Annotated in this window: 31 protein-coding genes and 1 riboswitch; of the genes, 7 read left to right on the top strand and 24 right to left on the bottom strand. The window is 44.8% G+C overall.

Features of this window, described 5'->3' with window-relative positions:
* The first annotated feature begins 53 nt into the window (after positions 1 to 53).
* The 7 genes from hypB to L1D21_RS05695 all read left to right on the top strand — a co-directional run bounded on the left by hypB (position 54) and on the right by L1D21_RS05695 (position 4,355).
* Positions 54 to 812, top strand: coding sequence for a hydrogenase nickel incorporation protein HypB (gene hypB, locus L1D21_RS05725; RefSeq protein ID WP_239844303.1), 759 nt, complete (start codon positions 54 to 56; stop codon positions 810 to 812).
* A gap of 2 nt (positions 813 to 814) precedes the next feature.
* On the top strand, positions 815 to 1,063 hold the full coding sequence (gene hypC, locus L1D21_RS05720; RefSeq protein ID WP_239844302.1) for a HypC/HybG/HupF family hydrogenase formation chaperone: 249 nt from the start codon (positions 815 to 817) through the stop codon (positions 1,061 to 1,063).
* A complete protein-coding gene (gene hypD, locus L1D21_RS05715) occupies positions 1,060 to 2,181 on the top strand; it encodes a hydrogenase formation protein HypD (protein ID WP_239844301.1) in 1,122 nt (373 codons plus the stop codon). Before hypC ends, hypD begins: the two co-directional genes overlap by 4 nt.
* A complete protein-coding gene (gene hypE / locus L1D21_RS05710) occupies positions 2,178 to 3,203 on the top strand; it encodes a hydrogenase expression/formation protein HypE (RefSeq protein WP_239844300.1) in 1,026 nt (341 codons plus the stop codon). The genes hypD and hypE overlap by 4 nt, the downstream gene beginning before the upstream one ends.
* The gene (hypA, locus tag L1D21_RS05705; protein WP_239844299.1) at positions 3,203 to 3,550 is read left to right on the top strand and encodes a hydrogenase/urease nickel incorporation protein HypA; all 348 of its coding nucleotides are present in this window, start codon (positions 3,203 to 3,205) and stop codon (positions 3,548 to 3,550) included. The genes hypE and hypA overlap by 1 nt, the downstream gene beginning before the upstream one ends.
* A gap of 58 nt (positions 3,551 to 3,608) precedes the next feature.
* Positions 3,609 to 3,773 carry a hypothetical protein gene (locus L1D21_RS05700; RefSeq protein WP_239844298.1) on the top strand — a complete coding sequence of 55 codons (165 nt, stop codon included), beginning with the start codon at positions 3,609 to 3,611 and terminating at the stop codon, positions 3,771 to 3,773.
* Positions 3,774 to 4,109: 336 nt separating this feature from the next.
* The gene (locus tag L1D21_RS05695) at positions 4,110 to 4,355 is read left to right on the top strand and encodes a hypothetical protein (protein WP_239844297.1); all 246 of its coding nucleotides are present in this window, start codon (positions 4,110 to 4,112) and stop codon (positions 4,353 to 4,355) included.
* Positions 4,356 to 4,421: 66 nt separating this feature from the next.
* On the opposite strand, the gene L1D21_RS05690 is transcribed toward L1D21_RS05695, so the two are convergent.
* The 24 genes from L1D21_RS05690 to L1D21_RS05575 all read right to left on the bottom strand — a co-directional run bounded on the left by L1D21_RS05690 (position 4,422) and on the right by L1D21_RS05575 (position 23,296).
* Positions 4,422 to 5,678 (bottom strand): ABC transporter permease, encoded by a 1,257-nt coding sequence (locus tag L1D21_RS05690; RefSeq protein WP_239844296.1) that lies wholly within the window; start codon positions 5,676 to 5,678, stop codon positions 4,422 to 4,424.
* Entirely contained in the window at positions 5,675 to 6,898 is a 1,224-nt protein-coding gene (locus L1D21_RS05685; RefSeq protein WP_239844295.1) for an HlyD family efflux transporter periplasmic adaptor subunit, read from the bottom strand. The genes L1D21_RS05690 and L1D21_RS05685 overlap by 4 nt, the downstream gene beginning before the upstream one ends.
* Positions 6,895 to 8,067 (bottom strand): HlyD family efflux transporter periplasmic adaptor subunit, encoded by a 1,173-nt coding sequence (locus L1D21_RS05680; protein WP_239844294.1) that lies wholly within the window; start codon positions 8,065 to 8,067, stop codon positions 6,895 to 6,897. The genes L1D21_RS05685 and L1D21_RS05680 overlap by 4 nt, the downstream gene beginning before the upstream one ends.
* On the bottom strand, positions 8,060 to 9,058 hold the full coding sequence (locus L1D21_RS05675; protein ID WP_239844293.1) for an HlyD family efflux transporter periplasmic adaptor subunit: 999 nt from the start codon (positions 9,056 to 9,058) through the stop codon (positions 8,060 to 8,062). Before L1D21_RS05675 ends, L1D21_RS05680 begins: the two co-directional genes overlap by 8 nt.
* Positions 9,048 to 9,734: an ABC transporter ATP-binding protein gene (locus tag L1D21_RS05670; protein WP_239844292.1), complete on the bottom strand. Its 687-nt coding sequence runs from the start codon at positions 9,732 to 9,734 to the stop codon at positions 9,048 to 9,050. Before L1D21_RS05670 ends, L1D21_RS05675 begins: the two co-directional genes overlap by 11 nt.
* Before the next feature lie 158 nt (positions 9,735 to 9,892).
* The gene (locus L1D21_RS05665) at positions 9,893 to 10,282 is read right to left on the bottom strand and encodes a hypothetical protein (RefSeq protein WP_239844291.1); all 390 of its coding nucleotides are present in this window, start codon (positions 10,280 to 10,282) and stop codon (positions 9,893 to 9,895) included.
* 136 nt (positions 10,283 to 10,418) lie between these two features.
* Positions 10,419 to 10,829 carry a hypothetical protein gene (locus L1D21_RS05660; RefSeq protein WP_239844290.1) on the bottom strand — a complete coding sequence of 137 codons (411 nt, stop codon included), beginning with the start codon at positions 10,827 to 10,829 and terminating at the stop codon, positions 10,419 to 10,421.
* Between the two features lie 72 nt (positions 10,830 to 10,901).
* A complete protein-coding gene (locus L1D21_RS05655; RefSeq protein ID WP_239844289.1) occupies positions 10,902 to 11,354 on the bottom strand; it encodes a GNAT family N-acetyltransferase in 453 nt (150 codons plus the stop codon).
* A gap of 36 nt (positions 11,355 to 11,390) precedes the next feature.
* On the bottom strand, positions 11,391 to 11,996 hold the full coding sequence (locus tag L1D21_RS05650; protein ID WP_239844288.1) for a GNAT family protein: 606 nt from the start codon (positions 11,994 to 11,996) through the stop codon (positions 11,391 to 11,393).
* 142 nt (positions 11,997 to 12,138) lie between these two features.
* A complete protein-coding gene (locus tag L1D21_RS05645; RefSeq protein WP_239844287.1) occupies positions 12,139 to 12,663 on the bottom strand; it encodes a GNAT family N-acetyltransferase in 525 nt (174 codons plus the stop codon).
* A 357-nt stretch (positions 12,664 to 13,020) separates the two neighbouring features.
* A complete protein-coding gene (locus L1D21_RS05640; RefSeq protein ID WP_239844286.1) occupies positions 13,021 to 13,569 on the bottom strand; it encodes an NAD(P)H nitroreductase in 549 nt (182 codons plus the stop codon).
* Between the two features lie 115 nt (positions 13,570 to 13,684).
* The gene (locus L1D21_RS05635; protein WP_239844285.1) at positions 13,685 to 14,713 is read right to left on the bottom strand and encodes a phosphotransferase; all 1,029 of its coding nucleotides are present in this window, start codon (positions 14,711 to 14,713) and stop codon (positions 13,685 to 13,687) included.
* A 30-nt stretch (positions 14,714 to 14,743) separates the two neighbouring features.
* Positions 14,744 to 15,400 (bottom strand): nicotinamide riboside transporter PnuC, encoded by a 657-nt coding sequence (gene pnuC / locus L1D21_RS05630; RefSeq protein ID WP_239844284.1) that lies wholly within the window; start codon positions 15,398 to 15,400, stop codon positions 14,744 to 14,746.
* A gap of 63 nt (positions 15,401 to 15,463) precedes the next feature.
* Positions 15,464 to 15,724, bottom strand: coding sequence for a YkoF family thiamine/hydroxymethylpyrimidine-binding protein (locus tag L1D21_RS05625; protein ID WP_239844283.1), 261 nt, complete (start codon positions 15,722 to 15,724; stop codon positions 15,464 to 15,466).
* A gap of 74 nt (positions 15,725 to 15,798) precedes the next feature.
* The gene (locus L1D21_RS05620) at positions 15,799 to 17,955 is read right to left on the bottom strand and encodes a TonB-dependent receptor (RefSeq protein ID WP_239844282.1); all 2,157 of its coding nucleotides are present in this window, start codon (positions 17,953 to 17,955) and stop codon (positions 15,799 to 15,801) included.
* A gap of 64 nt (positions 17,956 to 18,019) precedes the next feature.
* A riboswitch (TPP riboswitch) is annotated at positions 18,020 to 18,140 on the bottom strand.
* 122 nt (positions 18,141 to 18,262) lie between these two features.
* Positions 18,263 to 18,652, bottom strand: coding sequence for a YcfL family protein (locus L1D21_RS05615; RefSeq protein ID WP_239844281.1), 390 nt, complete (start codon positions 18,650 to 18,652; stop codon positions 18,263 to 18,265).
* 29 nt (positions 18,653 to 18,681) lie between these two features.
* Complete coding sequence (locus tag L1D21_RS05610) at positions 18,682 to 19,137, bottom strand: PaaI family thioesterase (protein WP_239844280.1); 456 nt, start codon at positions 19,135 to 19,137, stop codon at positions 18,682 to 18,684.
* Positions 19,134 to 19,631: a PaaI family thioesterase gene (locus tag L1D21_RS05605; protein ID WP_239844279.1), complete on the bottom strand. Its 498-nt coding sequence runs from the start codon at positions 19,629 to 19,631 to the stop codon at positions 19,134 to 19,136. The genes L1D21_RS05610 and L1D21_RS05605 overlap by 4 nt, the downstream gene beginning before the upstream one ends.
* A 16-nt stretch (positions 19,632 to 19,647) precedes the next feature.
* Positions 19,648 to 20,001: a purine nucleoside phosphoramidase gene (hinT, locus tag L1D21_RS05600; RefSeq protein ID WP_239844278.1), complete on the bottom strand. Its 354-nt coding sequence runs from the start codon at positions 19,999 to 20,001 to the stop codon at positions 19,648 to 19,650.
* A 224-nt stretch (positions 20,002 to 20,225) separates the two neighbouring features.
* A complete protein-coding gene (locus tag L1D21_RS05595; protein ID WP_239844277.1) occupies positions 20,226 to 21,074 on the bottom strand; it encodes a CsgG/HfaB family protein in 849 nt (282 codons plus the stop codon).
* A 2-nt stretch (positions 21,075 to 21,076) separates the two neighbouring features.
* Positions 21,077 to 21,493 (bottom strand): curli assembly protein CsgF, encoded by a 417-nt coding sequence (locus L1D21_RS05590; protein ID WP_239844276.1) that lies wholly within the window; start codon positions 21,491 to 21,493, stop codon positions 21,077 to 21,079.
* A 12-nt stretch (positions 21,494 to 21,505) separates the two neighbouring features.
* Positions 21,506 to 21,976, bottom strand: coding sequence for a curli production assembly/transport protein CsgE (locus L1D21_RS05585; protein WP_239844275.1), 471 nt, complete (start codon positions 21,974 to 21,976; stop codon positions 21,506 to 21,508).
* Complete coding sequence (locus L1D21_RS05580; RefSeq protein WP_239844274.1) at positions 21,973 to 22,596, bottom strand: response regulator transcription factor; 624 nt, start codon at positions 22,594 to 22,596, stop codon at positions 21,973 to 21,975. The genes L1D21_RS05585 and L1D21_RS05580 overlap by 4 nt, the downstream gene beginning before the upstream one ends.
* Before the next feature lie 151 nt (positions 22,597 to 22,747).
* The gene (locus L1D21_RS05575; RefSeq protein WP_239844273.1) at positions 22,748 to 23,296 is read right to left on the bottom strand and encodes a curlin; all 549 of its coding nucleotides are present in this window, start codon (positions 23,294 to 23,296) and stop codon (positions 22,748 to 22,750) included.
* Positions 23,297 to 23,503 lie beyond the last annotated feature (207 nt).

Here is a 23,503-nt window from a genome sequence, read left to right as displayed (position 1 = left end):
CTTTTTTAGCCAACACTCACAATAGTAGCCAGTCGCATTATTAAGGAATAACTATGTGTAAAGATTGCGGATGCTCCATTACTCGTCACGATCATCATGACGCTATGCACGGCTATAGCCATACTCACAGCCATGATGAACTCCATAGCAATCCTCAACTTAAGGATAAAAAGACCCTATCGGTGATCCATAAAATCCTCGATAAGAACGATCTCGAAGCACAGAATAATCGCGATCACTTTGAAGCCCACAACATCACCGCATTCAATCTTATGAGCAGCCCAGGCAGTGGTAAAACCACCCTGCTTGAACACCTTAAGGAGTACACAGAATTAAATTATGCGGTGATCGAAGGAGACTTAGAAACCTCACGGGACGCCGATCGCTTAACAGCAAAAGGCATTGATGCCTATCAAATTCAAACAGGTTCAGCCTGTCACCTCGACGCCTTTATGGTTCACAGCGCGCTGCATCATGTGGATCTTAAACCGCTAGATATCTGCTTTGTGGAAAACGTTGGTAATTTAGTCTGCCCCGCCTCCTATGATGTGGGCACTCACATGAATGTGGTGTTGGTGTCGGTGCCAGAAGGCGATGACAAAATTGAAAAGTATCCAGTGATGTTCCGCAAAGCCGACTTAGTGTTGCTCACCAAAGCCGACCTTTTGCCCTATTTTGATTTCAATGTCGAAGAAGCCAAAGCCCAAGTGAAGCGTTTGAATCCTGAAGCGACAGTCTTGGTAACATCGGTTAAAGATACTCAGAGTATGTATGCATTAGCTCATTGGTTACGAGACAATCAAAGGGGGTAATGATGTGTTTATCTGTCCCATCTAAGGTGGTCGAACTGCACCAGGATCAACAAGCGGTGACCGTGGAAACCATGGGCGTTCGTCGCAAAGTCAGCAGTCACCTTTTAAATGAGCCATTACAAATAGATGATTATGTGTTGATTCACATCGGCTTTGTGATGAATAAAATCGATAAAGCTGACGCAGAGCAAAGCCTTAAGTTGTATCAGGAGATTATTGATAAAATTGGCCAACAGGAACAATCGCTATGATTGAGCTCAATCAACTTTATCAAGGGTTTCGTAATCCTGACACCATACATAACCTGGCCAAGGAGATTAAAACCTTAGCCAGCCAATACCCTGATAAAATCAATATCATGGAAGTGTGTGGCGGCCATACTCACACCATAATGAAATATGGCTTAAATCAGTTGCTACCCAGCAATATCGAATTTGTTCATGGCCCTGGTTGCCCCGTTTGTATCATGCCTAAAGAGCGCATCGATCATGCGGCAATATTAGCTGCTCAACCTGATGTTATTCTGGTGACTTTAGGCGATATGATCCGCGTTCCAGGCTCGAAAGGCAGTTTGGCGCAATTTCGTGCTAAAGGTTGTGATATTCGGCCAATTTATGATCCTCTCGACTGCCTAACCATAGCGAAAGACAATCCCGATAAAACGGTGATCTTCTTTGCTATTGGTTTTGAAACCTCAACCCCAATGACCGCAATATTGATAGAGCAAGCAGAGCAGCAACAACTAGCTAACCTGTTGTTTCATATCAACCATGTGTTAGTGCCTCCGGCGATAGATGCGGTGATGGCCGATGCCAATGCTACCGTGAATGCCTTTATAGGACCTTCCCATGTCAGCGTAATAAGCGGCGCTAAACTGTATCGCCCTACCGTCGAAAAATACGCAACACCCGTGGTGGTCTCCGGGTTTGAACCCGTCGATGTGATGGAATCCATTTTGCGAATTGTACAGCAGAAAGTCACTGGTAAAGCAGAGCTTGATGTGCAGTACAGTCGCGCAGTCAGCGAAGATGGCAACTTGCATGCCCAACAGAAAGTCGATCGCTACCTAATGCTGCGGCCACATTTTAGATGGCGAGGTCTCGGACCATTAGCCGATTCCGCCTTAATGTTGAAGCCTGAATTTCGTCATCGCGACGCCGAAGTGATCTTCTCCGACAAACTTAATTTTGATGACATTGACGATCATAAAGCCTGCCAATGCGGCGACATTCTTCGCGGTATCGCCAAACCCAAAGATTGCAAGGTCTTCGGTCGTGGCTGCACACCAGAAACGCCACTTGGCAGTTGTATGGTGAGCTCAGAAGGCGCCTGCAACGCTTATTATCGCTATAACGGTATATCACTATGACTCAATTACTCGACAGAACCGCTGTAAAAACCGTACAACTCAGCCACGGCGGTGGTGGCAAAGAGATGAATAAGCTGATCTCATCTATTTTCTTCAAAGCCTTTAATAATCCGATCCTCACGAGTGAAGAAGATGCCGCTATTTTGCACATTGAGGGACAATTAGCTTTCACTACCGACTCCTTCACCGTCGCACCACTTTTTTTCGCCGGAGGCGATATCGGTAAACTCGCTGTCGCTGGCACGGTAAACGATCTTGCCATGATGGGCGCCGAACCCCAATACTTAAGCTGTAGCTTCATCATAGAAGAAGGGTTTGCCATCGATACCTTAAAACAGATCGTTGAGTCCATGGCCGAAGAGCTGCATAAAAGTGGCACACGTATCGTCTGTGGTGACACTAAAGTGGTCCCCAAAGGCTGTGCCGATGGCCTATTTATTAACACCTCTGGCGTGGGTCGAGTCTTAAAACATCACATATCAGTGAAAAATCTGGCGGTAGGCGACAGCATCATAGTCTCTGGCAGTATCGGCCGTCACGGCGCAGCGATATTGATGGCTCGAGAAGGGTTAAGCCTAGAATCCAACCTCAGCAGCGACTGCGCTAACCTGTGGCCCGTAGTCGAGCAACTGATCGCCGCCAATATCGAAATCCATGCCATGCGAGATGCCACTCGAGGTGGACTAGCGGCAGTGCTCAATGAATGGGCCGCGGCCTCCGAAGTGGGCATAAACGTCGAAGAAGTCAACATCCCTGTGAGTGAAGAAGTCAGAGGTTTGTGCGAGCTTTATGGCTTCGAGCCCCATGATTTAGCTAACGAAGGCACCTTTATTCTGGCCGTGCCTCACGCTATTGCCGACAAGGCCTTAGATATTATTCAGCGCTACGGTCACTGCGAACAAGCCGCCATTATTGGCCACGTCGACGCTAAACACAGCGGTAAAGTCGTATTAACCACCCCTTGGGGTAGTCGTCGTTACTTAGACCTACCTCAAGGCGAATTACTGCCTAGGATCTGCTGATGCATGAATACTCGATAGTCACAGCGTTATTAGAGCAATGTGAACAACACGCCGAGACAAACCAAGCTAGTGCGATCACTAAAGTGGTGATCAAAATTGGCCTGTTAAGTGGTGTGGAGCCTAGTTTATTAGCTACTGCTTTCGACACATTTAAGTTAGAGGGACGCGCCAAAACTGCCGAGCTAGAAATTCAACATCAGCCTATCGTCATTCAATGCCATCAATGTCATGAGCGTAATGAACTCAAGGAGAGAACCATAATTTGTCCACAATGTAACAGCTTTGATACTCAAATCGTTGAAGGAGAAGAGCTGTTGCTAATGCAATTAGAACTTGAAACCGACTGAACTTGAAACGCGATTCAAATTTAAATGGAACGAAATTGAACCCTTAGGAGCACTTACAATGAAAAAAGCCTTACTTATCTTAGCTAGCCTTCTACCTGCAAGCGTTTGGGCACATCCCGGCCATCATGGTGTCGGCTTATTCCATCATATGAACGACATTTTGCCGATCATCGCATTAGTGATCATAGTGGCGGGCATTATGTTATGGAAAAAACGCAACTAATTAACTATCCGCCTAAGGCTCAAACCCATCAAAACAGTCAAAACCGACTAATGTTTGAGCCTTGGGAATGCAGTTATCACATCCCCACAAACAAAACATTTCTCCAGAAGCTGCTGAAATCAAAGCGATTTAAACGTCAAAAATACGACTGAAAGTTAGTAATATGACGCATGATACTTATTGACACATTTGTATTTTAACAAACTTAAAAACAAGGTTTATCAATACGTTATACAATTTTGTGACGAGAAAACTAATGGCGAAATATTGACAGTTTCTTTCTTAAAATATTCCGCGTATAGTGCGATGCTAAATTAGTGGCAACTGGGTAGGAACATGTTCCGAATTACAATTTATTCCATCGTGGCTTATGCATTTTGGCTGACTTTTGTCGATGTAAAACACTTTGTAAACAATCCGCCAGAAGAGAGTTTTTACACCGACCTACTGCAAAAGTGGGAGCCCAAAAACGTTCAGCTGCAGCAAGCTGAGCCCGTTGTTGAAGATATCTATTTCGAAAGCGATTATGACTGTGAAATAGACAGCTCTTGCTACTCACAGGAAACCGAAATGGGTGAATAGCCCATTCGGTTAACGTGAAAGACAGTTTGTAAAAGAAGCTAGACCCAGACTCAACAAGCCAGCGCTTTAGTCACGTTGTAGCGCAACAATAGGATCCAATCTCGCCGCTTTCTGCGCCGGATATAATCCAAAACCGATCCCAATCGTCATACATACCCCCAGGGATAACAGCACCGCAAATGGCGACCATGCCACAGGCCAACCCGCCGCAGCAGAGATCACTAGCGCCAGCAGTAGACCGACAACGATACCTATCACACCACCTGTAGCTGAAATTGCAATGCTTTCAATCAAGAATTGACGCGCAATATCCTTACGTCGCGCACCTAAAGCTCGCAGCAAACCTATCTCACCGGTACGCTCCATAATGGTAGCCAGCATGATATTCATGATGCCAATACCACCCACCAGCAGCGAGATTCCAGCGACACAAGCCATCACGATATTAAAAATCTGCTGTGTCTTTTGATGCTGAGCCAGTAAATCTGCAGGAACGACTATCTCGTAGTCTTTCTCACCACCATGACGGCGAGCAAATAGATGGCCTAAACTCTTGGCCGCCAATGAGGGCTCCACACCATCGGCAATAGCCAGTTTTATCGAGTCCAGCTCATCCTCTAGCATTTTAAAGTTCATCTTTTTGAGCGCAGTCGCCAACGGAATAAACACTTGGTTACGCTCGCCACCCAGTTTTACCCCTTGGATCTTAGATTGACTCTGCTCGCCTTCAGACAACACACCGACCACTTCGAACCATTGGTGATTAATCTTAATCAAGCCACCGAGTGGGTTGCCCTGAGGAAATAAGCTCCTAGCCGCCTCTGGTCCAAGTACTGCAACTTGTCGATAATAGGCCTCGTCATTGTCATTCAAGCTGCGTCCCTTACCGATATGCAAAGCACTTAAACCAAAATAACTCGGTGTTACGCCCATCACAGTGCCATCACTGCGCCCATCACGACTAAACAAGCTAAAAGATTTCACCTGCTTTTGGGCGCTCCAGCCCTCGACGAAGGGTAAGGTTTGCGCCGTGCTCTCCACATCCCTCAGACTCAGTCCTACACTGTGTTCTCGAATCGATTTAAGCGCTTCACCATCACTGCTACGGGCATTAACTAAGATATTTTTAACCCCCATAGATTCAATCATCTTTAAGGCTTCGCGCTCGGCACCTTCACCTACGCTTAACATGGCAATCACGGCCCCGACCCCAAACACCATCCCCAACAAGGTCAAGGATGTGCGCAATTTATGATGGCGCATCTCATCGAAAGCTTGACCTATACCAGCGGCATAGCGCCCTATTACGCCATACTGGCTCATACTCGATTCCTCTTTGGTGGCGTGGTCAAGGCAATCACATCGCCCTTAGACAGGCCGCTAATGATCTCTGTGGTGTCTATGCTGCGCTGACCGGGAGTGACGTTTTGCTTAATGAATCCCGCATTGGTTTTCATATAGACCCAATATTGTCCCTCTTTTTGAAAAATAGCCTGATTAGGAATGGTGATCACATCGGTTAACGATAAGGCATGTACTTTGACATTAAGCTGTCGTCCCGGTTGCATAATATCAACCAAGGTTTTATCCAAGCTGACAGTAAACTGAAAATAGTTAACTGGGCTGTCCTTCTCTTTCGGTTTTGCCAGCGCATCCACTTGGGTCACAGTACCCTTGAATGGCTTATCTGGATAAGCATCGAGATAAACCGTGGCACTTTTCCCCACAGCTAATCCGGCAGCTTCAGACTCGAGCACAAAACATTTTGCCTGCATCACCGAAGTATCGGGCAAAGTGCCTATGGTAGACCCCGACCACATCATATCGCCAACAGCTGGCATGGCACCGTCCCAACTGCTTTGATAAACGAACAAGCCATCATGTGGTGCCACAATTTCCATCTGGCTGAGGTTATTCTGATAGCGTTGAATCTTCGCCTGATGGCCACCTTGCTTAAGCTTGATTAGCTGCAGCTCGGCTTGAGCCTGTTCATCATGCTGGGCTAACCCCCAATCGAAATAATCCAATTTGGCACCAAGGTAATCTTGGTTTCGCATCTGCTCGATGATCTCTATCTTGGTATATACTCGCTCATCTTCGCTGAAGAAACGCTCGGCTAACGCTTTCTCTTCTGAAGTAACCTTAGTGCCAGTGGTGAGCTCTTTGCTGACAGTTTGATCTTCCTTCTGCTGCATCTCACTGTCCAGACTCAAGCGGTCAAAATCGAATTTCTCCATTTCTAACTGATAGCTAGTGCGAGTGCGATCCATCTTGGCTATTACATCCCCCGCCTTCACCTGAGTAAAGTTATCTAAAATCCACGCCAGTGATTGTGGGCCTCGCAGGCCAATGGGCACAGTAACCGCTGTCGACTGGCTTGCCTCAAGTTCACCTGTCGCCGGAATTTCGACATTAAAATCGCGGCTGCCGACCTCCATGGTCAGCACACCATCTTGCTGTTGCTGTGAGCAAGCCGTTAAGGCCAATACACTCAGTAGCGAAATAGCGACAACACGCAATTGATTGTTCCCCAATCTCATCATGGCAGTAATACCTCATCGCCCAGGGCTAACCCCTCGCGCACCGAAACCCGCTCGCCCCCTATCTCACCAAGGGTGATAGGCTGTTTCGTAGAGCCAAATAAGCTGGGACGCTCAACATAAGCTTGTCCCGCCACAAATGAAACCGCCTCGGCAGCTAACAATAGCGATGGCTCCTCCTTGGCAATATCGATAACGATTTTGGCTGTCATCCCCGGACGCATTAACTCGCTATCGGGATCATCGATACTGGCAACGGCATCAAACACCACCAAAGGTACATCTTGGTTTTTATTACGAAACACCGCACCTAATTCGGTGATCTTGCCTCGAAAGACTCTTTCAGGATTGGCATCGAGACGAATTTTAATCGCTTGCCCCAGTTTTACCCGCTGCGCCTCAACTTCGGGAATGGTCATATTCACTTGCATATTTGCAAGATTGGGGATCGACAATACTGCATCACCGGCAAACACTGACTGTCCCTCTTTGATCTTATTACCTTGAGGGTCGGTACCATACACCACCATTCCGGCTCTCGGCGCTTTGAGCGTCATCGAAGCAATCCCTTGTTGTAGTGCCGAGACCTCAGCAGCAAACTTCTGCTCATCACCTTCAAGCATGGCCTGACGCTGCCGTGCCCCTTGGGACTCTAGACTCACTTTTTGTTTGATCAATGCCACTCTATCTTTAGCGATAACCGCATCCCGCTGATACTTCTCTTTTTCAATCAAGGCGACGGTTTCATCAGACAAGTTAAATTTACGCTCAGCCTTTTCGAAATTCATCTTAGCTTCGGCCAGATCAAGTTTAAGCTCTTCCAGACGCTTGGCATTACGCAATTTAGAGGTGGTGATATCTTGCCGAGTGGCCGCCAAATTGGCTTCACTCACAGACAGACGCTGAGTCAGTTCAGAAGTATCGAGTCTGGCTACCACTGTACCTTTGCTAACTTCACTGCCCTCGGGCGCTAATTGCTTGATCTGGTATTGCCATACTCGGCGGATCGCGGGCGGCATCATAGAAACCGTATCTGCCGAAACTAATTCCCCCGTCACCTCAATTTGCTGCACCAAAATCCCCTCTTCTACATGGGTAATGGCATGTTGCTCGCAGCCAGTGGCGAAACAGGCTAATAACAAGGTAACTGCGACATAAGCGGTTTTATTCATCGCTCAGCTCCTTAGTCGCAACTAAAACGCTCATTCCTGGTACTAAATTGATTTGACTGCTATCACGGTCAAAATCTATCCCCACCTTAAACCATTTGCTTCGTCCCCAAGCGACTTGTGTCATCGCCTGTTTACCGATAGAAGACACCACACCACTAAAACTGATGTTAGATTGAGCATCAAGGCGTAAACTCACGGCTTGCTTGAGTTTGAGTCGATCGACATCGACCTCATTCACCCAGGCGACCACTTCTAACTGATTAAGTGCAGGAATCGTCGCGATTTGGCGTCCTATCTGCACCGTATCACCGACGCCATACTTTTCATCGCTCCAATGATCTCTGCCATATAATACCGGGCCGGCTAACTTAGCAGTTAACTGCAACTGCTCAATTCCTTGAAGCGCCTGAGTCAGCTCCAGTTGAGCTTTTTGCTTATCGATAGCTAACTGCTTTAAGCTGGCAGCCTGCTTGTCCAGTGCTTCTGTTAAGGTTTGTTTTGCCTTTGATAATTCACTTTTTGCCTGCATCAAAGCAAACTGGTTTTCTGCATATTCTTTAGCAGCAATAAATTCGACAGGAACATCAGCATCTAACTGCGCTTTTTCAACTTCTAATTGGTTTTGTTTAACGTTGAATTTTGCTTGTAACACAGCGCCATTCAATTCAAGTGAGGTGCTCTGCTCTTGAGCCGTCACTCGCAATAAACTGGCCTCTAACTGCTCAATTTGATTAGTCAGCTGGCTCTTATCGAAAATGACTACGCTCTGTCCCGGTTGAGCTAAGGTGCCTTCGGGTAGCATCCATTGAATCTGATAACGCCAAGCGTCTCCGGCTTTCGGTACGGTAAAGGTTTGTGATTCTACCGAGCTTATTTTCCCAGTAAGTAACAAGGAAGCGGGCTCAGTTTCGCTGGCAAATGCCGGCAGAGTCAGACAGAGACAACTGCCAAGTATCAAGGCCTCAATCAAAGAGCATCTACTAGGCTGCATCTTCACCTCGCTGATCAATCTGCACAATATCGCCATCGCGCATACGGATCACCCGCTGTGCATAAGCGGCGACCTCTTCTTCATGGGTGACTAAAATGATGGTTTGCCCCGCTTGATGTAATTCAGTAAACAGCTCCATGATCTCAACCGAGGTCTTACTGTCCAACGCCCCGGTTGGCTCATCGGCCAGCAAAATAGTAGGACGATTAACTAAGGCTCGGGCAATCGCCACTCGCTGTCGCTGTCCACCTGAAAGTTGGTTAGGCCGGTGGCCTTGTCGTTCAAGTAGTCCTACTCTAGCAAGCAGGGTTTGTGCGTAAGCTTCGCTGTCATTTTCTTGCTCGGCAAAACGCATCGGCAATAACACGTTTTGCAGTGCCGTTAATCTGGGTAACAAATGAAAGCTTTGAAACACAAAACCAATCTCTTTGTTACGTACCGCCGATAAGGCATCATCATCGAGAGAGCTCACCTCATGACCATTTAATTGGTAGCTTCCACTGCTGGGTTTATCTAAACAACCAATGATATTCATCAAAGTTGATTTACCCGAACCAGAAGGTCCCATAATGGCTACAAATTCATTGGCTTTAATTGAAAAGTCCACGCCTCGAAGCGCGAGAACTGGGGTTTCTCCCATTTGGTAAGACTTTACCAGTTGTTTTACATCAATCATCAAATAGCTCTTTTTTATCGGCGCAAATACAGGTGTTAATTGCTAAAGCCACTTTGCCTTAAAAAATAACATTTATGCAATCGAATTTATAAATCCTTACAATTGAGATAATTACCTTACTAAAATAGGGCAATAAAGCGGCAATAATTTAAGCCAAATTAATGTAATAATGCGCCAAGCAGCGTGAGTAAACCGACACTAAAAAACAGTGGCCATTGCAGTAATAAGCGTGAGATTAAGTTCAAGTCTGAAGTAAAGCCGATATATAACTGCCATAGGGCAAATAGAACATAATTGAGAGCAATAAACAGCAGCAAACTGAAGTTTTGCATGCTGGATATCCAGCCTAATCCGCAAGCAAGCAGCATGAGTGTCGATAACAATTGGAAGATGCCAAGAGCGTTAAACACACTATGGATGGCCACTTTGGCTTTTGAGTCGAACGCTGCACTCCGCATAGGCTGAAGATAACGGCGATAACCATAAGTCAAATGCCCGACACAGGCTAACAAGGCCGCTATCGCGGCGAAAAGATAAAATAGGTTCATCATCGCTCCTTGCTAAGACGTTTATCAATACCCCAAGCCACTTGAAACTAGACCCGATAAGCTTTTGCTATGTTACAGCTACCAATAAAAAAGAGTGCACTATGGCACCCTTAATTTAACGGCTTAACTCACGGCTTTACATGGTAGCCATAATCCAATAGTCCATGCGCTGCTGAGGATTGGCCAGAAGGCTCTGACATGGCTCTTTATAGCGGCGCATCAAGACCCCAAGGTTTTTATTATCTGGCAGTTGCGCTTCTTGTTTCGCAATGGTTTGCTCCAGCAGACTATTCACTTCGGCTTCACTTTGATATTTTTTAGCGATCGTCACAGCGTCTTGTCCTGATTTTTTTAGACGCTCGCCTACCGCTTGCATCTGAGGAGCATTCATCTTACCAATGGCATCTGAAGCAATTTGATAGTACGCAGCACACTCGAGCACCTCTTTATTAAATGCCACTTCCGCATCGGAGGCAGCCGATGCATTGTATGAAACTAATAACGCTGAAGTGATCATTAAAGTCGAACATTTTTTGGTTAAACCCATGAGAAGCTTCCTTAGCAATCTTATGATTTATGAGCAAAAATAACTAGCAATGAGATATTACTACTTTAGACATCACTCAATATCAAGGCTATAACTCAAAAAACCTTCTTTATGAACAAAAGATAATGATTGGAACAGCGCTAGTGCATGGCTATGTCCCTCTCTGATCTCAAGCGTGATACCACTAATGGCTTTAGCTTTGGCATAATCGATGGCACTACTCATCAAGCGACGACCGATACCGACACAGCGAGCATGTTGAGTGACATAAAGATCGGCCACCACTAAGGTTGCGGTAGCACTCACTGAATTGAAAGTGGGATAAAGCTGACAAAAACCCAAACCATAGCCGTTAATATCTTCGGCCATAAAGATGATGGAGTCTTTGTTGACCAATCGAGCCGAAATAAACTTAGTGGCTAATGTTAGATCGCTAGGTTGTTTAGAGAACTGACGATATTCATCAAATAGTTGTGCGACTACCTCTACGTCTGTAAAGGTCGCTCTTCTTATTTCACCTGACATCTATCCTCCCTGATAACCTTACTACAAAAAACGGATTTACCTCGGCTGCTCAAATTGACGCATTCGATGTACTAAATTTTGTTTTACCGTTGGCCATTCAGCATCAATAATCGAATACACCACGGTATCCCGAATGGTACCGTCTTTAAGAATTCGATGGTTGCGCAATACACCATCTTGCTTCGCCCCAAGTCGAGAGATAGCCTCACGTGAGCGCTGATTATGCCAATGAGTTCTAAACTCCACCGCCATAACATCTAATACTTCAAACGCGTAGCCGAGTAACAGCAATTTAGTTTCACTGTTAATGCCGGTTCCCTGTGCGCTTTTGGCATACCAAGTATGGCCAATTTCTAGTCGGCGATTAGCCTGATCCCAATTTAGAATTCGAGTCGTTCCAACAATATTGCCAGAGAATTTATCTCGCACCACAAAGGCTAACGACTCACCGCGCTGCTCGCTGTCCAAGGCTTGCTCGACAAAAGCTTTCATCTCATCAGGATGAGGCACCTTGGTATACCACAAGCGCCACAACTCGCCATCACTCACTGCCACCGACAATGCCGCAACATGTTCCAGTTGCATCGGCTCTAATACAACTAAATTACCCTGTAGGTAATCCACACAGGCTTCATTACTCATCAACGGAACCCTCAAGGCTTTATATCAATTAAATATGAAAAATTAATGAAGCTAGCAGCAACTTCTGACCAATTACACCCAAGATAAGCCGACGATAAAGACGCCATTTCAAAGTGCCGAAGTTCCAAACTATCAAAAAAACCTAAGCAAATTCAAGCTCTCTTTTGAAAAGCAACAGCTTTTCATCGGACTTGAATGACACTTGATGTTGAAAAGTAAAACCAAGTTTTTGTAGCAAATTAATTGATGGAAGGTTATTCATAGCCACAATAGCCACTAACGGATTTAGCCGCAGTTCATCACTGTGAACTAATACGGCACGGGCAGCTTCAATGGCATAACCTTGCTGAAAAAATGATGGTAATAATGCATAACCCAAATCGGTGTGCTCAAGCTCAGGGCGCTTAACTAATCCCGCCACACCAATCGGCTGACCTGTATGTAGCAATTCCATCACATACATGCCATGGCCATAAACCTGATAACTTTGTAGTGTGCCTTGAGCTATATAAATTTTAGCCTCTGCAAGGGTGCGGACTTGACGATCGCCAATGTGCTCAATAAAGCCATCACTGTTGAGCAACTCGAGCATAAAAGCGGCATCGGCTAGAGTCATTAATCTCAGTATTAAACGTGGCGTTGTCGCAATAACCACTGAATTCTCCATGGCGCTTAACCCTTTCATTCATATCAATATAACAGTTAAGTTTATTAAACATGAATTAATTAAATTAACCTATGAAGCAGCCATTAATTCATTGTAGCGACATGAAAACAGCGAGCTGCAGCCTGCAAAGAGCCTAGATGTTCGGCAAAACTAAGCATAATTCTGACTCGTTTGGCACATGTGATGCCTATGCCGACAAAAATGCAGACAAAAAAATGCCCGCCTGGGAGGCGAGCAACAAAAATCACTTAAGGGTGAAAACTGACGCATATAATCATACGGCTGTCACACTTTGACAGTTCTGCAGCTGGTGTAAACACGACCAAAGTCTAGGGTGAGCTAGGTCACAAATCTAAGTTACAGATAGCGCACCAGATGATCTGCTGATTTAAGGGGTTTAATCGGAGCATTCACTGCTGGAGTGCCTAAATAGAGAAAGCCAACAATCTGATCATCTGCGCTTAAGCCTAAATCCTGATGTAATTGTTGATTAAAGGCTAAACCACCAGTTCGCCAAATGCCACCTAATCCTAATGCAAAGGCCGCTTGTTGCATTGCCATACAGGCACAACCCGCCGCAATATGCTGCTCTAGCACTGGCACTTTAGGATGCTCAACCACCTTAGCCACCACGGTAATAACCATAGGGGCTCGCAGAGGCATATTGCCGACCTTAACTAACACAGTCTCATCTTCACCGGCTGCTTTACTTGCCGCCACAAACAGCTCTCCCAGCTTTTCTAAGCCATCACCAGTCGAGATAATAAACTCCCAAGGGGTCAAGCCTGCATGATCGGGAACACGCATCCCTGCACTTAAAATGGTGTTAAGTTGATCTTCATCGGGAGCCGGAGCAATAAGTCTTGGGCAAGATTGACGAGTTAACAGCAGTTCAATAGCGTCCACTAGGGTATTCCTAAATATAAAAAGTGGTTTGTAGCCTAGCAAATCAAACAGAAAAATCCTACTTAATTACAGGAGTTAATACCGATTGATATTATTAAAATAAAGCGCTTAAAACCTAACTCAGAAGCGCGAGACAATCATCATAACAGGCTAAATAGCTTGCTGGAGTTTGCCCCTTTATCACCATTGGCAAAAAGCCGGTGTCCTTCAGGTTCTGTTGGACATGGCTGGCCATTAATAATCCCCAGCAGCAGGCAAAATACCAATAAAGTTCGATAGCGGCAGGCACTGCAGTTAACGCATCTTGGGTTAGATGCGGATGGCCAGAAAGATATTGACTGATAAGCCAGTGGCGCTGCGGCGTCGATAACCTATGGGTCGCTAACACACTCGCCAAATCTGTAAGTGGATGAGATAAACAAGCATATTCGAAATCTATGCAGTAGAGTCGGTTATCTTTAAGCAATAGATTATGTGGATTTAAGTCACGGTGGCAGTACTGCGCTGACAACATACAACTATCTAGCATGGCTAGGATCTGCTTAACACGCGTTTGATGAGTTAAAAAATGCAAATAACGCTGTTGCCATTGGCTATCGGGCTCATGCTTAATCGCACATTGGCTCAGAGAGGTTAGATATGTCTGCCACTGCTCGCTGGCGCTGATATGATTATCCGGAGCAGGGAGTTGACTGAGGCGATTAAGCAGTGACAGCAATTGCTCCTCAACCCCACCCCAGTGTTGATGATTGTCAATCAGAGGATGTGCGCTATTAGCCGTCATCAGCTCGCTCCAATCTTTATCGGTGACAATAAACTCGCTTAAAAAATATTGCCTATCCGCTGAGACGAACATTAACTCTGGGGCGAGTTGACCACTTTCAGCAGCTCGCCAATTCGCCACTTCTGCACTGCGGCTGCATATCGCATTGCTAGCAAGACTATTCACTCTCAATACATACTGACCGCTAGCCTGAGTGATGAGAAAGTTTTGATTGCTCAAGCCTCGGGATAAACTAACGACATTGAGTGCTTGGGATATGTCACAGCCAAAACTAGTTAAAGAAGCCAATACAGAATCAGGTATCAACTGCAACAATTGCCGCGAAAGAGCCAGATGATCATCAATTGCAATATCACTCACTATCGGCTCTCCTTTGCAGCATGGCTGCCATTATTCAAATGAAAGTTGCCCTGAAGCCGTTGAGGAATGAGCTCTCATCGAACGCCGCCAAAGCACATATCCACCGATGGCCATACCGACATATAAGACAAATAACATCGCGGTCAACATTAACCCCTTACTGAAATAGAGATAAATCGATACAAGATCAATCACCACCCAGTAGAGCCAGTTTTCCAGTACTTTTTGCGCTACAAGATAGGTGGTCATCACCGCAAAACAAGTGGTTGCCGCATCCAAGTATGCATACGAAGCGGAAGTATAATTAGCCATAAAGTATCCCACCACCAAGGAAGCAAGGCTACAAATGGCAATCAACAATAAATGACGCGATAGCGACCAGCTTATCACTTCGACGCCTTTGTCATCGCCCCTTCCCCGAGTCCACAACCAATAGCCATAAACGGCCATCAGCATATAGTAGACATTCAGTACTGACTCCATTAATAGCGAGACTTCCCAAAACAACAGGGTGTAAATTGCGGTACTCAACAGCGCGGCTGGCCAGCACCAAACACTGCCTTTCATTGCCAACCATAAATAGGCGATCGCCAGCACAACCCCCACCGCTTCCCAAGCCGTCAAGGCGCTCATTTGTTCGATTGCATCTGTTATTACTCCCATTACGGAGCTAGTTAAATCCATCATTGAACTACAACTCTAAGCAAATTTATCGCTAAGTCGGTTGTAACCAACTTAGCGATGAAAATATTATTGGGTATGGGATAAATTAAGCTCACCACCAATAAATTTCGCCACGAATACTGCCTTGCCCCACTTTTCATGAGCCGCTTGCATTTCAGTGGCAAGCATCGCCATCACATCGGCATATTCACCACAAACTTGGGTTGCCATGGCATTGGTCTTTCGCTCGATATTAGGGTAACTATCGACACGATTAATAAACCATTCAATTGGGTCAATATAACTGTCTTTTAGCGGATACATACTGATTTCAGCGGTTAATTTCATCATTATTTCCAAGGTTTAAATATAAAAATCGGTTTTAAAATTAGGCTAGGCAGACTGTTGCTAGCCTAATGCCTTTACATAAATTTGATATTGGCGGTAACGCCTAACTGACGTGGGTCTCCATAACGAATATATTGCTTGTCGGCCCAGTCGATATCCGGCTCATTACCAAAGTAGAATCCGCGTACACCATATTTTTCATCAAACAGATTACGTCCCCAGAGATAGACTGACCACAACTCAGTTTCATAGCCAATACGCGCATTGAAGATAGTATAAGGGTCTGATTTAGATTCGTTACTGTCTGAATAATAGAACTCGCTTTTACCACTGCCTGTTAAATTGGCAAACCAACCATTGTCGGTACGATAAGTGGCACCGGCACTATAGGTAAAGTTAGGTGAATGAGCTAATTCTCGGCCACTAAGATCCACTGGCGTGCCGTATTTATCGAGATACTTATAATCTCCATAAGCGGTTTCTAACCAGCCCAATGTGCCGTATAGCTTCAAATTATCAGTGGCATACCAATTTGCTTCAAACTCGGCACCATAGTTGTTTGAGCTACCTGCATTCTCGGTATAAAGAATAAATTTTTGTGGCTCAAGAGGATTTTGTTGTGACGCAGCAACTTGCTGATCTTGTCTATCCATATAAAACAGCGAAGCATGAGTCGTGACATCGCCCTGTAACCAACTCGACTTTAAGCCTAGTTCATAGTTGTATAGGGTTTCAGTTTGGAACTCTTTTTTATCCGCAAGCGCAGCTGGAAGTGACATGTTAAATCCGCCGGCTTTATAGCCGCGAGCGACACGGATGTAGGCTTGATGATCTGGATTTAATGCCTTACTTAACGCGACATGACCACCCCACATATTTTCTGAAGGGGCAAAGCCATCGCCCACACTATCTAGATATTCACTTTCTCTACGCTCAATACGTGCGCCGACAGATAGGCTATAACCTGAACCAAGGTCGCTGTCTAACTGAGCGAATGCCGCTAAATTAGTCGCATTGTATTCAGCTGTTAACTCATCGACCCAACCATTGTAAAACTCGGTAGTGTGATTATCTTCATCCAGCCTCATAGCATATAGGCCTACCAGCCAGTCTGTACTGCCATTGAAAATACGTCCAGCCTCGGTCGAGCTTAGGCGAAACTCTTGCGAAAGGGTTTGCCTATCGCCTAACTTGTCCCAAGTATAATCATACTCACAAGGCGCACCATAACAGCTTTTGGCAGCCCAATAATCAGGATTTGCCCAGTCGCCATCATAACCATAATGGGTAGAGGTTTGGGCCAATGACGTTAAAGACACCAGTTCAAACTGCTCTGCACCTGAGTAGGTAAATTTAATAGAGCCACCTGTAGTGCGCTGCGTATCGACCCCCGGAATATCTGTCAGGGTATCAAAACCATTGTTATCCAGAGTCCACGCATCGTAACCATTATCAAAATTAGCATGTAACAAATTGAAATCGATAGACAGAGAATCAGTCGCATACCAGCGCAACTTGATTCGCCCAGTCAATTCATCACGGCCATTGGTATCATCTCGGTCTAAATAGAGGTTGTCACGATAACCATTTTGCTGATGCTGCTGTAGCGAAACACGATACAACAATGTATCGCTAATAGGACCCGAGCTGAAGCCACTAATGGTGCGTAGTTGATCATCACCTAGCGAGACTTCTGCGCCATGTTCAAATGTGGCCGTAGGGTCATTACTCTTTAGATAAATTAAGCCTGCTAGTGCGTTCGCCCCATAGCGTGTGCCCTGTGGTCCACGAAGCACCTCGACTTGTTGTAAGTCGTACATGCTGGAGATCATCCCTAAGCCAGAAAGGTCGATATCGTCGATGATATAACCCACTGATGAATTAGGTGCACCTTGATATTCTTCCTGTTCACCTACGCCGCGAATTTGAAAGTATTTCGCTCGTGAACTGCCGCCAGACCAGTTGAAATTGGCAATTGAGTTAAGCACATCTTCGAAGTGTTGTGCACCTTCATCTTCAATCTGTTGTTGATCGATAACGGTAATACTCGATGGCATCTTATCGATAGCGGATTGACGAAAATCGGATGTGACAACTACCACTTCCATTTTTTCATCTGCAGTAGGAATCTCATTGTCTATCCGCGTTTTATCATTGGCCAACAGTGAAGTGTGAGTCAGCGCAGCACAAACAGCCAACGCAATAGGAGATAGGGATTTTGTTGTAATCATAGGACCTCAAATATAGTTTTGAGATCCGGCACTTAAGGAAGCGTGAACGACAGCACAGTCAAATTTTATTGTGATGGACCATTCCTACGCCGGTATTAGCCGGATCAGGTTCTAAGGGTTTGTCTAACGACATCTCAGTGAGCCAACTACCTGTTTGGTAACGACTAACACCCCTTGGCGAGGCCGATTATACATGACTAATACAATTTGTTGACAACTTTTTATAAAATTGTACGACTAAAATTTAACCCAATAAAAAATGCCAGCATATTGCTGGCATTTGGTTAATCATTTTTCTGGATATTAATCAGTTAGAAAAGACTTTTCTGACATAAAGTTCGCAGCGAACTGCTTGGCTGGTTGGTGACACAGAATTAACTTGCATCTGTTGCATGCCATGAAGCTTTAACGCCTTCCAGCTCATGCCTTCATCTTCGATAGTTAAGCCATTAACGTCATACCAAGTAAACTTATACTGCAAATGGGTATCGGTTGAAACCTGACTACGGATAATACCAGCTGCGGTCAATCGATCAGCATTGGAGCGAATAAATACCCGTTCAACAATAACATCGCTGGCAAATGAACTGTTATCAATTCGCTGCTCGCCGGTCGAGCTTGCCATAATGCCTGCAGTGTTATGAGCACAGGCACTCAAGCCTAGTAGCAATAATATAACAAGGTATTTCATCTTCATTATCTCCTTTATGCAGACACTTAACGACACTATTCAATCAGAAAATGAGCTCGCGCCGTAGCAATAAGCGATTTTCGATTGGTCTGCCAACAATTGATATTCACATTGGCAACCCGTCGACCTTGACGAGTTATTTTACACTCTGCAAAACTATCTCTATGATAACCAGCTCTTAAATAATCAATTGAAAAATCGACAATTTTGGGAACTTTAGTAGTTTGCATAAACACCATTAATTGCACAATAGCCGACATTTCCATAAAGCCTGCAATCACACCACCATGAATAGCCGGCAGGGTCGGATTACCGATATTTTCATCTTTGGCTGGTAACTGAAATACCAGTTCATCACCAAAACGCACCACTTCCATACCAATAAATTTAGCATAAGGTACGTGCGCTAGAAGGTCGCTGAAATCGTTAAGTTCGGTAGCTTTTTTCAGGATCGCTTTGACGTTCATTTCGTCAGTCACTTGTTGACTCATTCGCTCTCTCCCATCAATGCTCGTCTAAATGTCTCACCTACCATTTCTGGGCTGATCCGCATAAATGAGCCAACGGCATGAGCAATAGGATCATCGATAGAGTCTTGATAAGCAATGGCGCGAGTAAATGCCACACTAGAAGACAAACGATAACACTCAGCAAAACCAAACACGCTTTTATTCGGCTCAGCAGGCTTCATATAATCGACTCGTAAATCCAAAGTTGGAGAAAGTTCGAGTGACTTATATTTATCAAAAATACTGCAAACTACGGCGCTGCCACAGGCAGTATCCATCAAAGTGGTTATCACCCCACCATGAATAACGCCGGTTTCAGGATAACCTATCAATTCGGTACTATAAGGCAGCTCAATCAATACATGATGTTCGCTAGCTTCCAATACACCTAGTTTCAAGCGACGACATTGGGCTAATTGGCCAACAAAGCGTGTCGCTAAATCGGTTAACGGGAAAAATTCGGGATTAATTTTCATCTTAAAACGGACTCACTTAGCTCGGTGTCACAAGTGGACCAATAAATTGGCCACCTAAAAGGTGCATATGAATGTGATAAACCTCTTGGCCACCATGCTTGTTGCAGTTAATGATCAAACGATAACCATCGTCGGCAATTCCCGCTTCATCGGCCAGTTTCGCTGCGACAGTGATCATACGACCAAGCGCTTTTTCATCCGATGATTTTACGTCGTTAACGGTAGGAATAAGATGATTAGGAATAATCAAAATATGTGTCGGAGCTTTAGGTGCGATATCACGGAAGGCAGTGACTAATTCATCCTGATACAGAATATCGGCTGGAATTTCACGTCGAATAATTTTACTAAAAATTGTCTCTTCTGCCATCTTAGGATCCTCTCGGAAATACTGATGATGACAGTATACTCACAATTTGATCATTTGTGATCTATCAATCAATTAAAGCCATTAGCCTCAGAGTTTCAGCTAAAGCTTGGCAACATGATTTATTGCTAATCTCAAGCCAAAATTTCCACTGAGTCGGTATAACTCACCAAACTTAGTTAAGCATTTAGTCATTAGCACTATATCGGAAAAATGACGAAAAACACTTAACCTTGTTTGATTTTTTCACTTACTCGGGCTCTAGGATGCGCCTCTAACCAATACTTTTGTAATACAGGGTTTTTTAAACCCGAACCCTGATCGGCAAGATTCCATGCACCTTTCCAGATCCCGTCGGCAATCATGTGAATCACCGCGCTCTCAATTGCCGAAGCGACACACAGACTTACAGGTTCATTTGAGGTATAACCCAATTCCGACTCCAGCAACTCCTGAGCATCAATAAACTTAAACACACCAGCCGAAATCTCTTTCGAAATAATGGATTTAGTCGTGGTAACGCTGCTCAATAGCCGCCCAGTTCTGATATCCACCGCCCTTAAATTTACCGTCACCGAATCGACCCTAAATTGGGTTGAGGCACCAATCCCCAGATATCGAGCGCCAGCACCTCCGGTGCGAATATTCGTATCATAGGCCACGATGCCACCTTCCATTAATATTTGCGCTGAATTCAATTGCGGCAACTGGCTGGCATCGCCTTTTAAGCCAGCGCGAACGATTTTTCGCTCGGTCAATAAGTTCTGCAAACCTTCCCGCTCTACGGGAATAAACCAGCGAGAGTCATTCAAGGCTTGAGCTAAGAATGCGGTACCACTTTGAGGCACTGCGGTAGAGAAGTTACTTGATGGTACCGGTTTATACTGGCCAGTTTGATCCCTGAAATCATACACTGCTGCCACCATTTCCCCGCGAGGAGAAGGTAAGTTTATCAGATCGTAGTAAGTCTCACCTTTTGGCATCAAGCTGGTCGATGCATCAACATTATCAAGCTCATCAGTTGCTGAGCAGCCGACCAGGCAAACAAGTAGCACAGCGGTAATTAACTGTTTCATCACTAACCACCTATTGCACTAGCATCAGTAACACCACCCACTTCGATGACAGTAGTTTCACCTGTAAGCAAGTCAGTGATATGCACCAATAACATGCCATCTTCATTAACCACCTGGATCTCAAAGTCTGTAGTTTTCAGATAACCTTCGCCCCCATTGGCGGCGTCGTTAAACAACTGGCTCATTAAACGAGACTCGAGGGAACTTGCCATTCGCTCGAGTGCAGTCGGAGCTGTATAACTTGAGCCACTGGTGTGCTTATTTTGCGCTGAAGCATTAGCGAGAAGATAAGAACCGTTAAGGTAACTACCGCCAAAATTGGGGTTAACTGGTGTGTATATCAGTTGAGTTGCACTAATTTGCAGACTAAAGCCCGCAACGACGATACCTAATGCAAGGCCCTTTAATTGCCTGTTCATATAACATCCCTATTAAAACTCATCCGCAGCAAGATCAGGATCTAACCATTGAGCCCAACTTGCCTGTTGTTGGCTTTGCTGCACTAGTCTATCCACCCTAGATGCTGCAGCTTTAGCTTGTTTATCTATGTAGCGGTTTGCAGGTGATACTATGGTAATAAATATAGGTCTGCGGTTATGCAAGATACTTATTTTACTACCATTTCGAGCAGTAGCCCGCTCCAACACGGTTAATCCAGAGTGATCAGTTGTGCCACCAATATCTCGATAAGCAGCAACAAATTCCCGATAAAATCGATGGCCAAGCCGTGTCATCGCCCGATTGAGGATTAAGCCATCAATCAGATCGGATTCTACTTTTGGAGTCGCATCACTGGTATTTTGTGCTGCGATCTCCTGCTGACTCGTATCAAGGGGATTACTTTGTCCCCCCCCAGAAAACACCAGCGCCATTATCAAAAGATAACGGCAGTGAGACTTCACTGTTGAACCTCGTGTAGATGTGTCTGTGCCCAAGCGATCGCTTGACCACGACTGCAAACACCTATCTTTCTAAACACACGATATAAATGAGTTTTAATGGTGCTTTCACTGACAAAAAGTTGATTGGCGATATCGATATTGGTGCTGCCAGTTAATAAGGCTTGTAACACTTCACGTTCGCGGATTGTCAGGTTATCGGCACCATCATTTTGCTCTTGATCGACATTTGTAGACAATTCAGCAGGAATAATCGTCTGCCCGTGAAGCACGTTAATTAACGCCTTGCCAACTTGCTCTAAATTCGCATCCAGATAAAAAATTGCTGCAGTTATGGGAGAAATAAGAAATCTTGCATCGATCTGCTTGGGATAATTGATAAAAACCACTCGGGCAGAATGACGCTTTTCAATCTGTCGTTGTAGCTGATAAGCACGTTGAACATCAACTGTGGATAAATCGATCACAACCAGAGAAAACGCGCTTTCATTCATCGTCGCTTCTAGTGATTCGGGACTAACCTTCGCTAATTTAACCAAAAACTCTTGTGGCCAACGGGTTTCCATCAAGTCGGTTAACAGCTGCGAGCGAGAAACGACTACCCAGTTAATTACTTTAAACATCCTGCTTACTCCATGTTGCTATTCGTTAGCTGAGATCCATTTAGGTCGAATCCATCATACCAATAAAAAAACAAATAATAACCAGTTAACAGCTGATAGCCCTAATAAAACCCACTTAAACAGCACAATGAGCCAAAATTTTTATTCAAGTTTATTCGGTATATCCTTGAGTCACCCTAGTGTTTTGTAACGCTCCCCATTGGCCAACCACAACACCATGCCCCGAACCATTCTGATAGATAGATACGGTATTCTCATAACCGGTTTGAAATATATAAGCTTTATTGTCTACCCCCTGCTGCTCCACCTCTAAGCTTAGTAAGCTTCCTGTTTGAGAAGAAACAATAAAGTTATTAAACCCTTGTTGCAATAAGCTCGCTTCAATTGCCGCGCCGGTTTGCAGCGAAATAATCTTATTGTTTTCACCGAGCTGACGAACCTCTAACTGTATATCAACCCCAAATTGTGCAACCTTGGCATGGTTTGATATGCCCAGCTGCTCAACATCGGCATCTAACCAATCACCCTGCTGTTGAATTAAACCTAGATTATTTGCACCTTGAAGCTCATCGAATTCACTGAGATCACCGGCGAATACGACTGAAGCGAATAGCACCGAAATAGTTGCTAACAGCGGCAAAATGAATAAACGCAGCAAGCCCTGTAATAGTGCCACTGAAAAGCCGATGTTTAATGGCATCAACCACATCCTTGTTGAAAGTCGAAGTAAAACCAGTAGCGTTTAGTATCAAAGCAACCAGCATATTCTTCATCGCCAAAGAGTATTAACTGTTATTAGACAAAGTATCTAATCAAGACCGACAACTAATACTTTCCTACTAGAATATCATCACAAAGTTGAATAAATACTGAGTATGTAAAGAAAAATGCCAAGAGGGAATTTTAC

Origin of the sequence: Shewanella sp. Isolate11 (assembly GCF_022398315.1) — a bacterium.
Classification (GTDB): Bacteria; Pseudomonadota; Gammaproteobacteria; order Enterobacterales; family Shewanellaceae; genus Shewanella.
Note: the sequence above shows the minus strand (reverse complement) of the source record. Positions and strands in the feature narration are given on the sequence as shown.

Bases quoted from the DNA above. Each gene is read 5' to 3' on its own strand.
- hypB (WP_239844303.1), top strand. From the start codon at position 54: ATGTGTAAAGATTGCGGATGCTCCATTACTCGTCACGATCATCATGAC.
- hypC (WP_239844302.1), top strand. From the start codon at position 815: ATGTGTTTATCTGTCCCATCTAAGGTGGTCGAACTGCACCAGGATCAA.
- hypD (WP_239844301.1), top strand. From the start codon at position 1,060: ATGATTGAGCTCAATCAACTTTATCAAGGGTTTCGTAATCCTGACACC.
- hypE (WP_239844300.1), top strand. From the start codon at position 2,178: ATGACTCAATTACTCGACAGAACCGCTGTAAAAACCGTACAACTCAGC.
- hypA (WP_239844299.1), top strand. From the start codon at position 3,203: ATGCATGAATACTCGATAGTCACAGCGTTATTAGAGCAATGTGAACAA.
- L1D21_RS05700 (WP_239844298.1), top strand. From the start codon at position 3,609: ATGAAAAAAGCCTTACTTATCTTAGCTAGCCTTCTACCTGCAAGCGTT.
- L1D21_RS05695 (WP_239844297.1), top strand. From the start codon at position 4,110: ATGTTCCGAATTACAATTTATTCCATCGTGGCTTATGCATTTTGGCTG.
- L1D21_RS05690 (WP_239844296.1), bottom strand. From the start codon at position 5,678: ATGAGCCAGTATGGCGTAATAGGGCGCTATGCCGCTGGTATAGGTCAA.
- L1D21_RS05685 (WP_239844295.1), bottom strand. From the start codon at position 6,898: ATGATGAGATTGGGGAACAATCAATTGCGTGTTGTCGCTATTTCGCTA.
- L1D21_RS05680 (WP_239844294.1), bottom strand. From the start codon at position 8,067: ATGAATAAAACCGCTTATGTCGCAGTTACCTTGTTATTAGCCTGTTTC.
- L1D21_RS05675 (WP_239844293.1), bottom strand. From the start codon at position 9,058: ATGCAGCCTAGTAGATGCTCTTTGATTGAGGCCTTGATACTTGGCAGT.
- L1D21_RS05670 (WP_239844292.1), bottom strand. From the start codon at position 9,734: ATGATTGATGTAAAACAACTGGTAAAGTCTTACCAAATGGGAGAAACC.
- L1D21_RS05665 (WP_239844291.1), bottom strand. From the start codon at position 10,282: ATGAACCTATTTTATCTTTTCGCCGCGATAGCGGCCTTGTTAGCCTGT.
- L1D21_RS05660 (WP_239844290.1), bottom strand. From the start codon at position 10,829: ATGGGTTTAACCAAAAAATGTTCGACTTTAATGATCACTTCAGCGTTA.
- L1D21_RS05655 (WP_239844289.1), bottom strand. From the start codon at position 11,354: ATGTCAGGTGAAATAAGAAGAGCGACCTTTACAGACGTAGAGGTAGTC.
- L1D21_RS05650 (WP_239844288.1), bottom strand. From the start codon at position 11,996: ATGAGTAATGAAGCCTGTGTGGATTACCTACAGGGTAATTTAGTTGTA.
- L1D21_RS05645 (WP_239844287.1), bottom strand. From the start codon at position 12,663: ATGGAGAATTCAGTGGTTATTGCGACAACGCCACGTTTAATACTGAGA.
- pnuC (WP_239844284.1), bottom strand. From the start codon at position 15,400: ATGATGGATTTAACTAGCTCCGTAATGGGAGTAATAACAGATGCAATC.
- L1D21_RS05625 (WP_239844283.1), bottom strand. From the start codon at position 15,724: ATGAAATTAACCGCTGAAATCAGTATGTATCCGCTAAAAGACAGTTAT.
- L1D21_RS05620 (WP_239844282.1), bottom strand. From the start codon at position 17,955: ATGATTACAACAAAATCCCTATCTCCTATTGCGTTGGCTGTTTGTGCT.
- L1D21_RS05615 (WP_239844281.1), bottom strand. From the start codon at position 18,652: ATGAAGATGAAATACCTTGTTATATTATTGCTACTAGGCTTGAGTGCC.
- L1D21_RS05610 (WP_239844280.1), bottom strand. From the start codon at position 19,137: ATGAGTCAACAAGTGACTGACGAAATGAACGTCAAAGCGATCCTGAAA.
- L1D21_RS05605 (WP_239844279.1), bottom strand. From the start codon at position 19,631: ATGAAAATTAATCCCGAATTTTTCCCGTTAACCGATTTAGCGACACGC.
- hinT (WP_239844278.1), bottom strand. From the start codon at position 20,001: ATGGCAGAAGAGACAATTTTTAGTAAAATTATTCGACGTGAAATTCCA.
- L1D21_RS05595 (WP_239844277.1), bottom strand. From the start codon at position 21,074: ATGAAACAGTTAATTACCGCTGTGCTACTTGTTTGCCTGGTCGGCTGC.
- L1D21_RS05590 (WP_239844276.1), bottom strand. From the start codon at position 21,493: ATGAACAGGCAATTAAAGGGCCTTGCATTAGGTATCGTCGTTGCGGGC.
- L1D21_RS05580 (WP_239844274.1), bottom strand. From the start codon at position 22,596: ATGTTTAAAGTAATTAACTGGGTAGTCGTTTCTCGCTCGCAGCTGTTA.
- L1D21_RS05575 (WP_239844273.1), bottom strand. From the start codon at position 23,296: ATGCCATTAAACATCGGCTTTTCAGTGGCACTATTACAGGGCTTGCTG.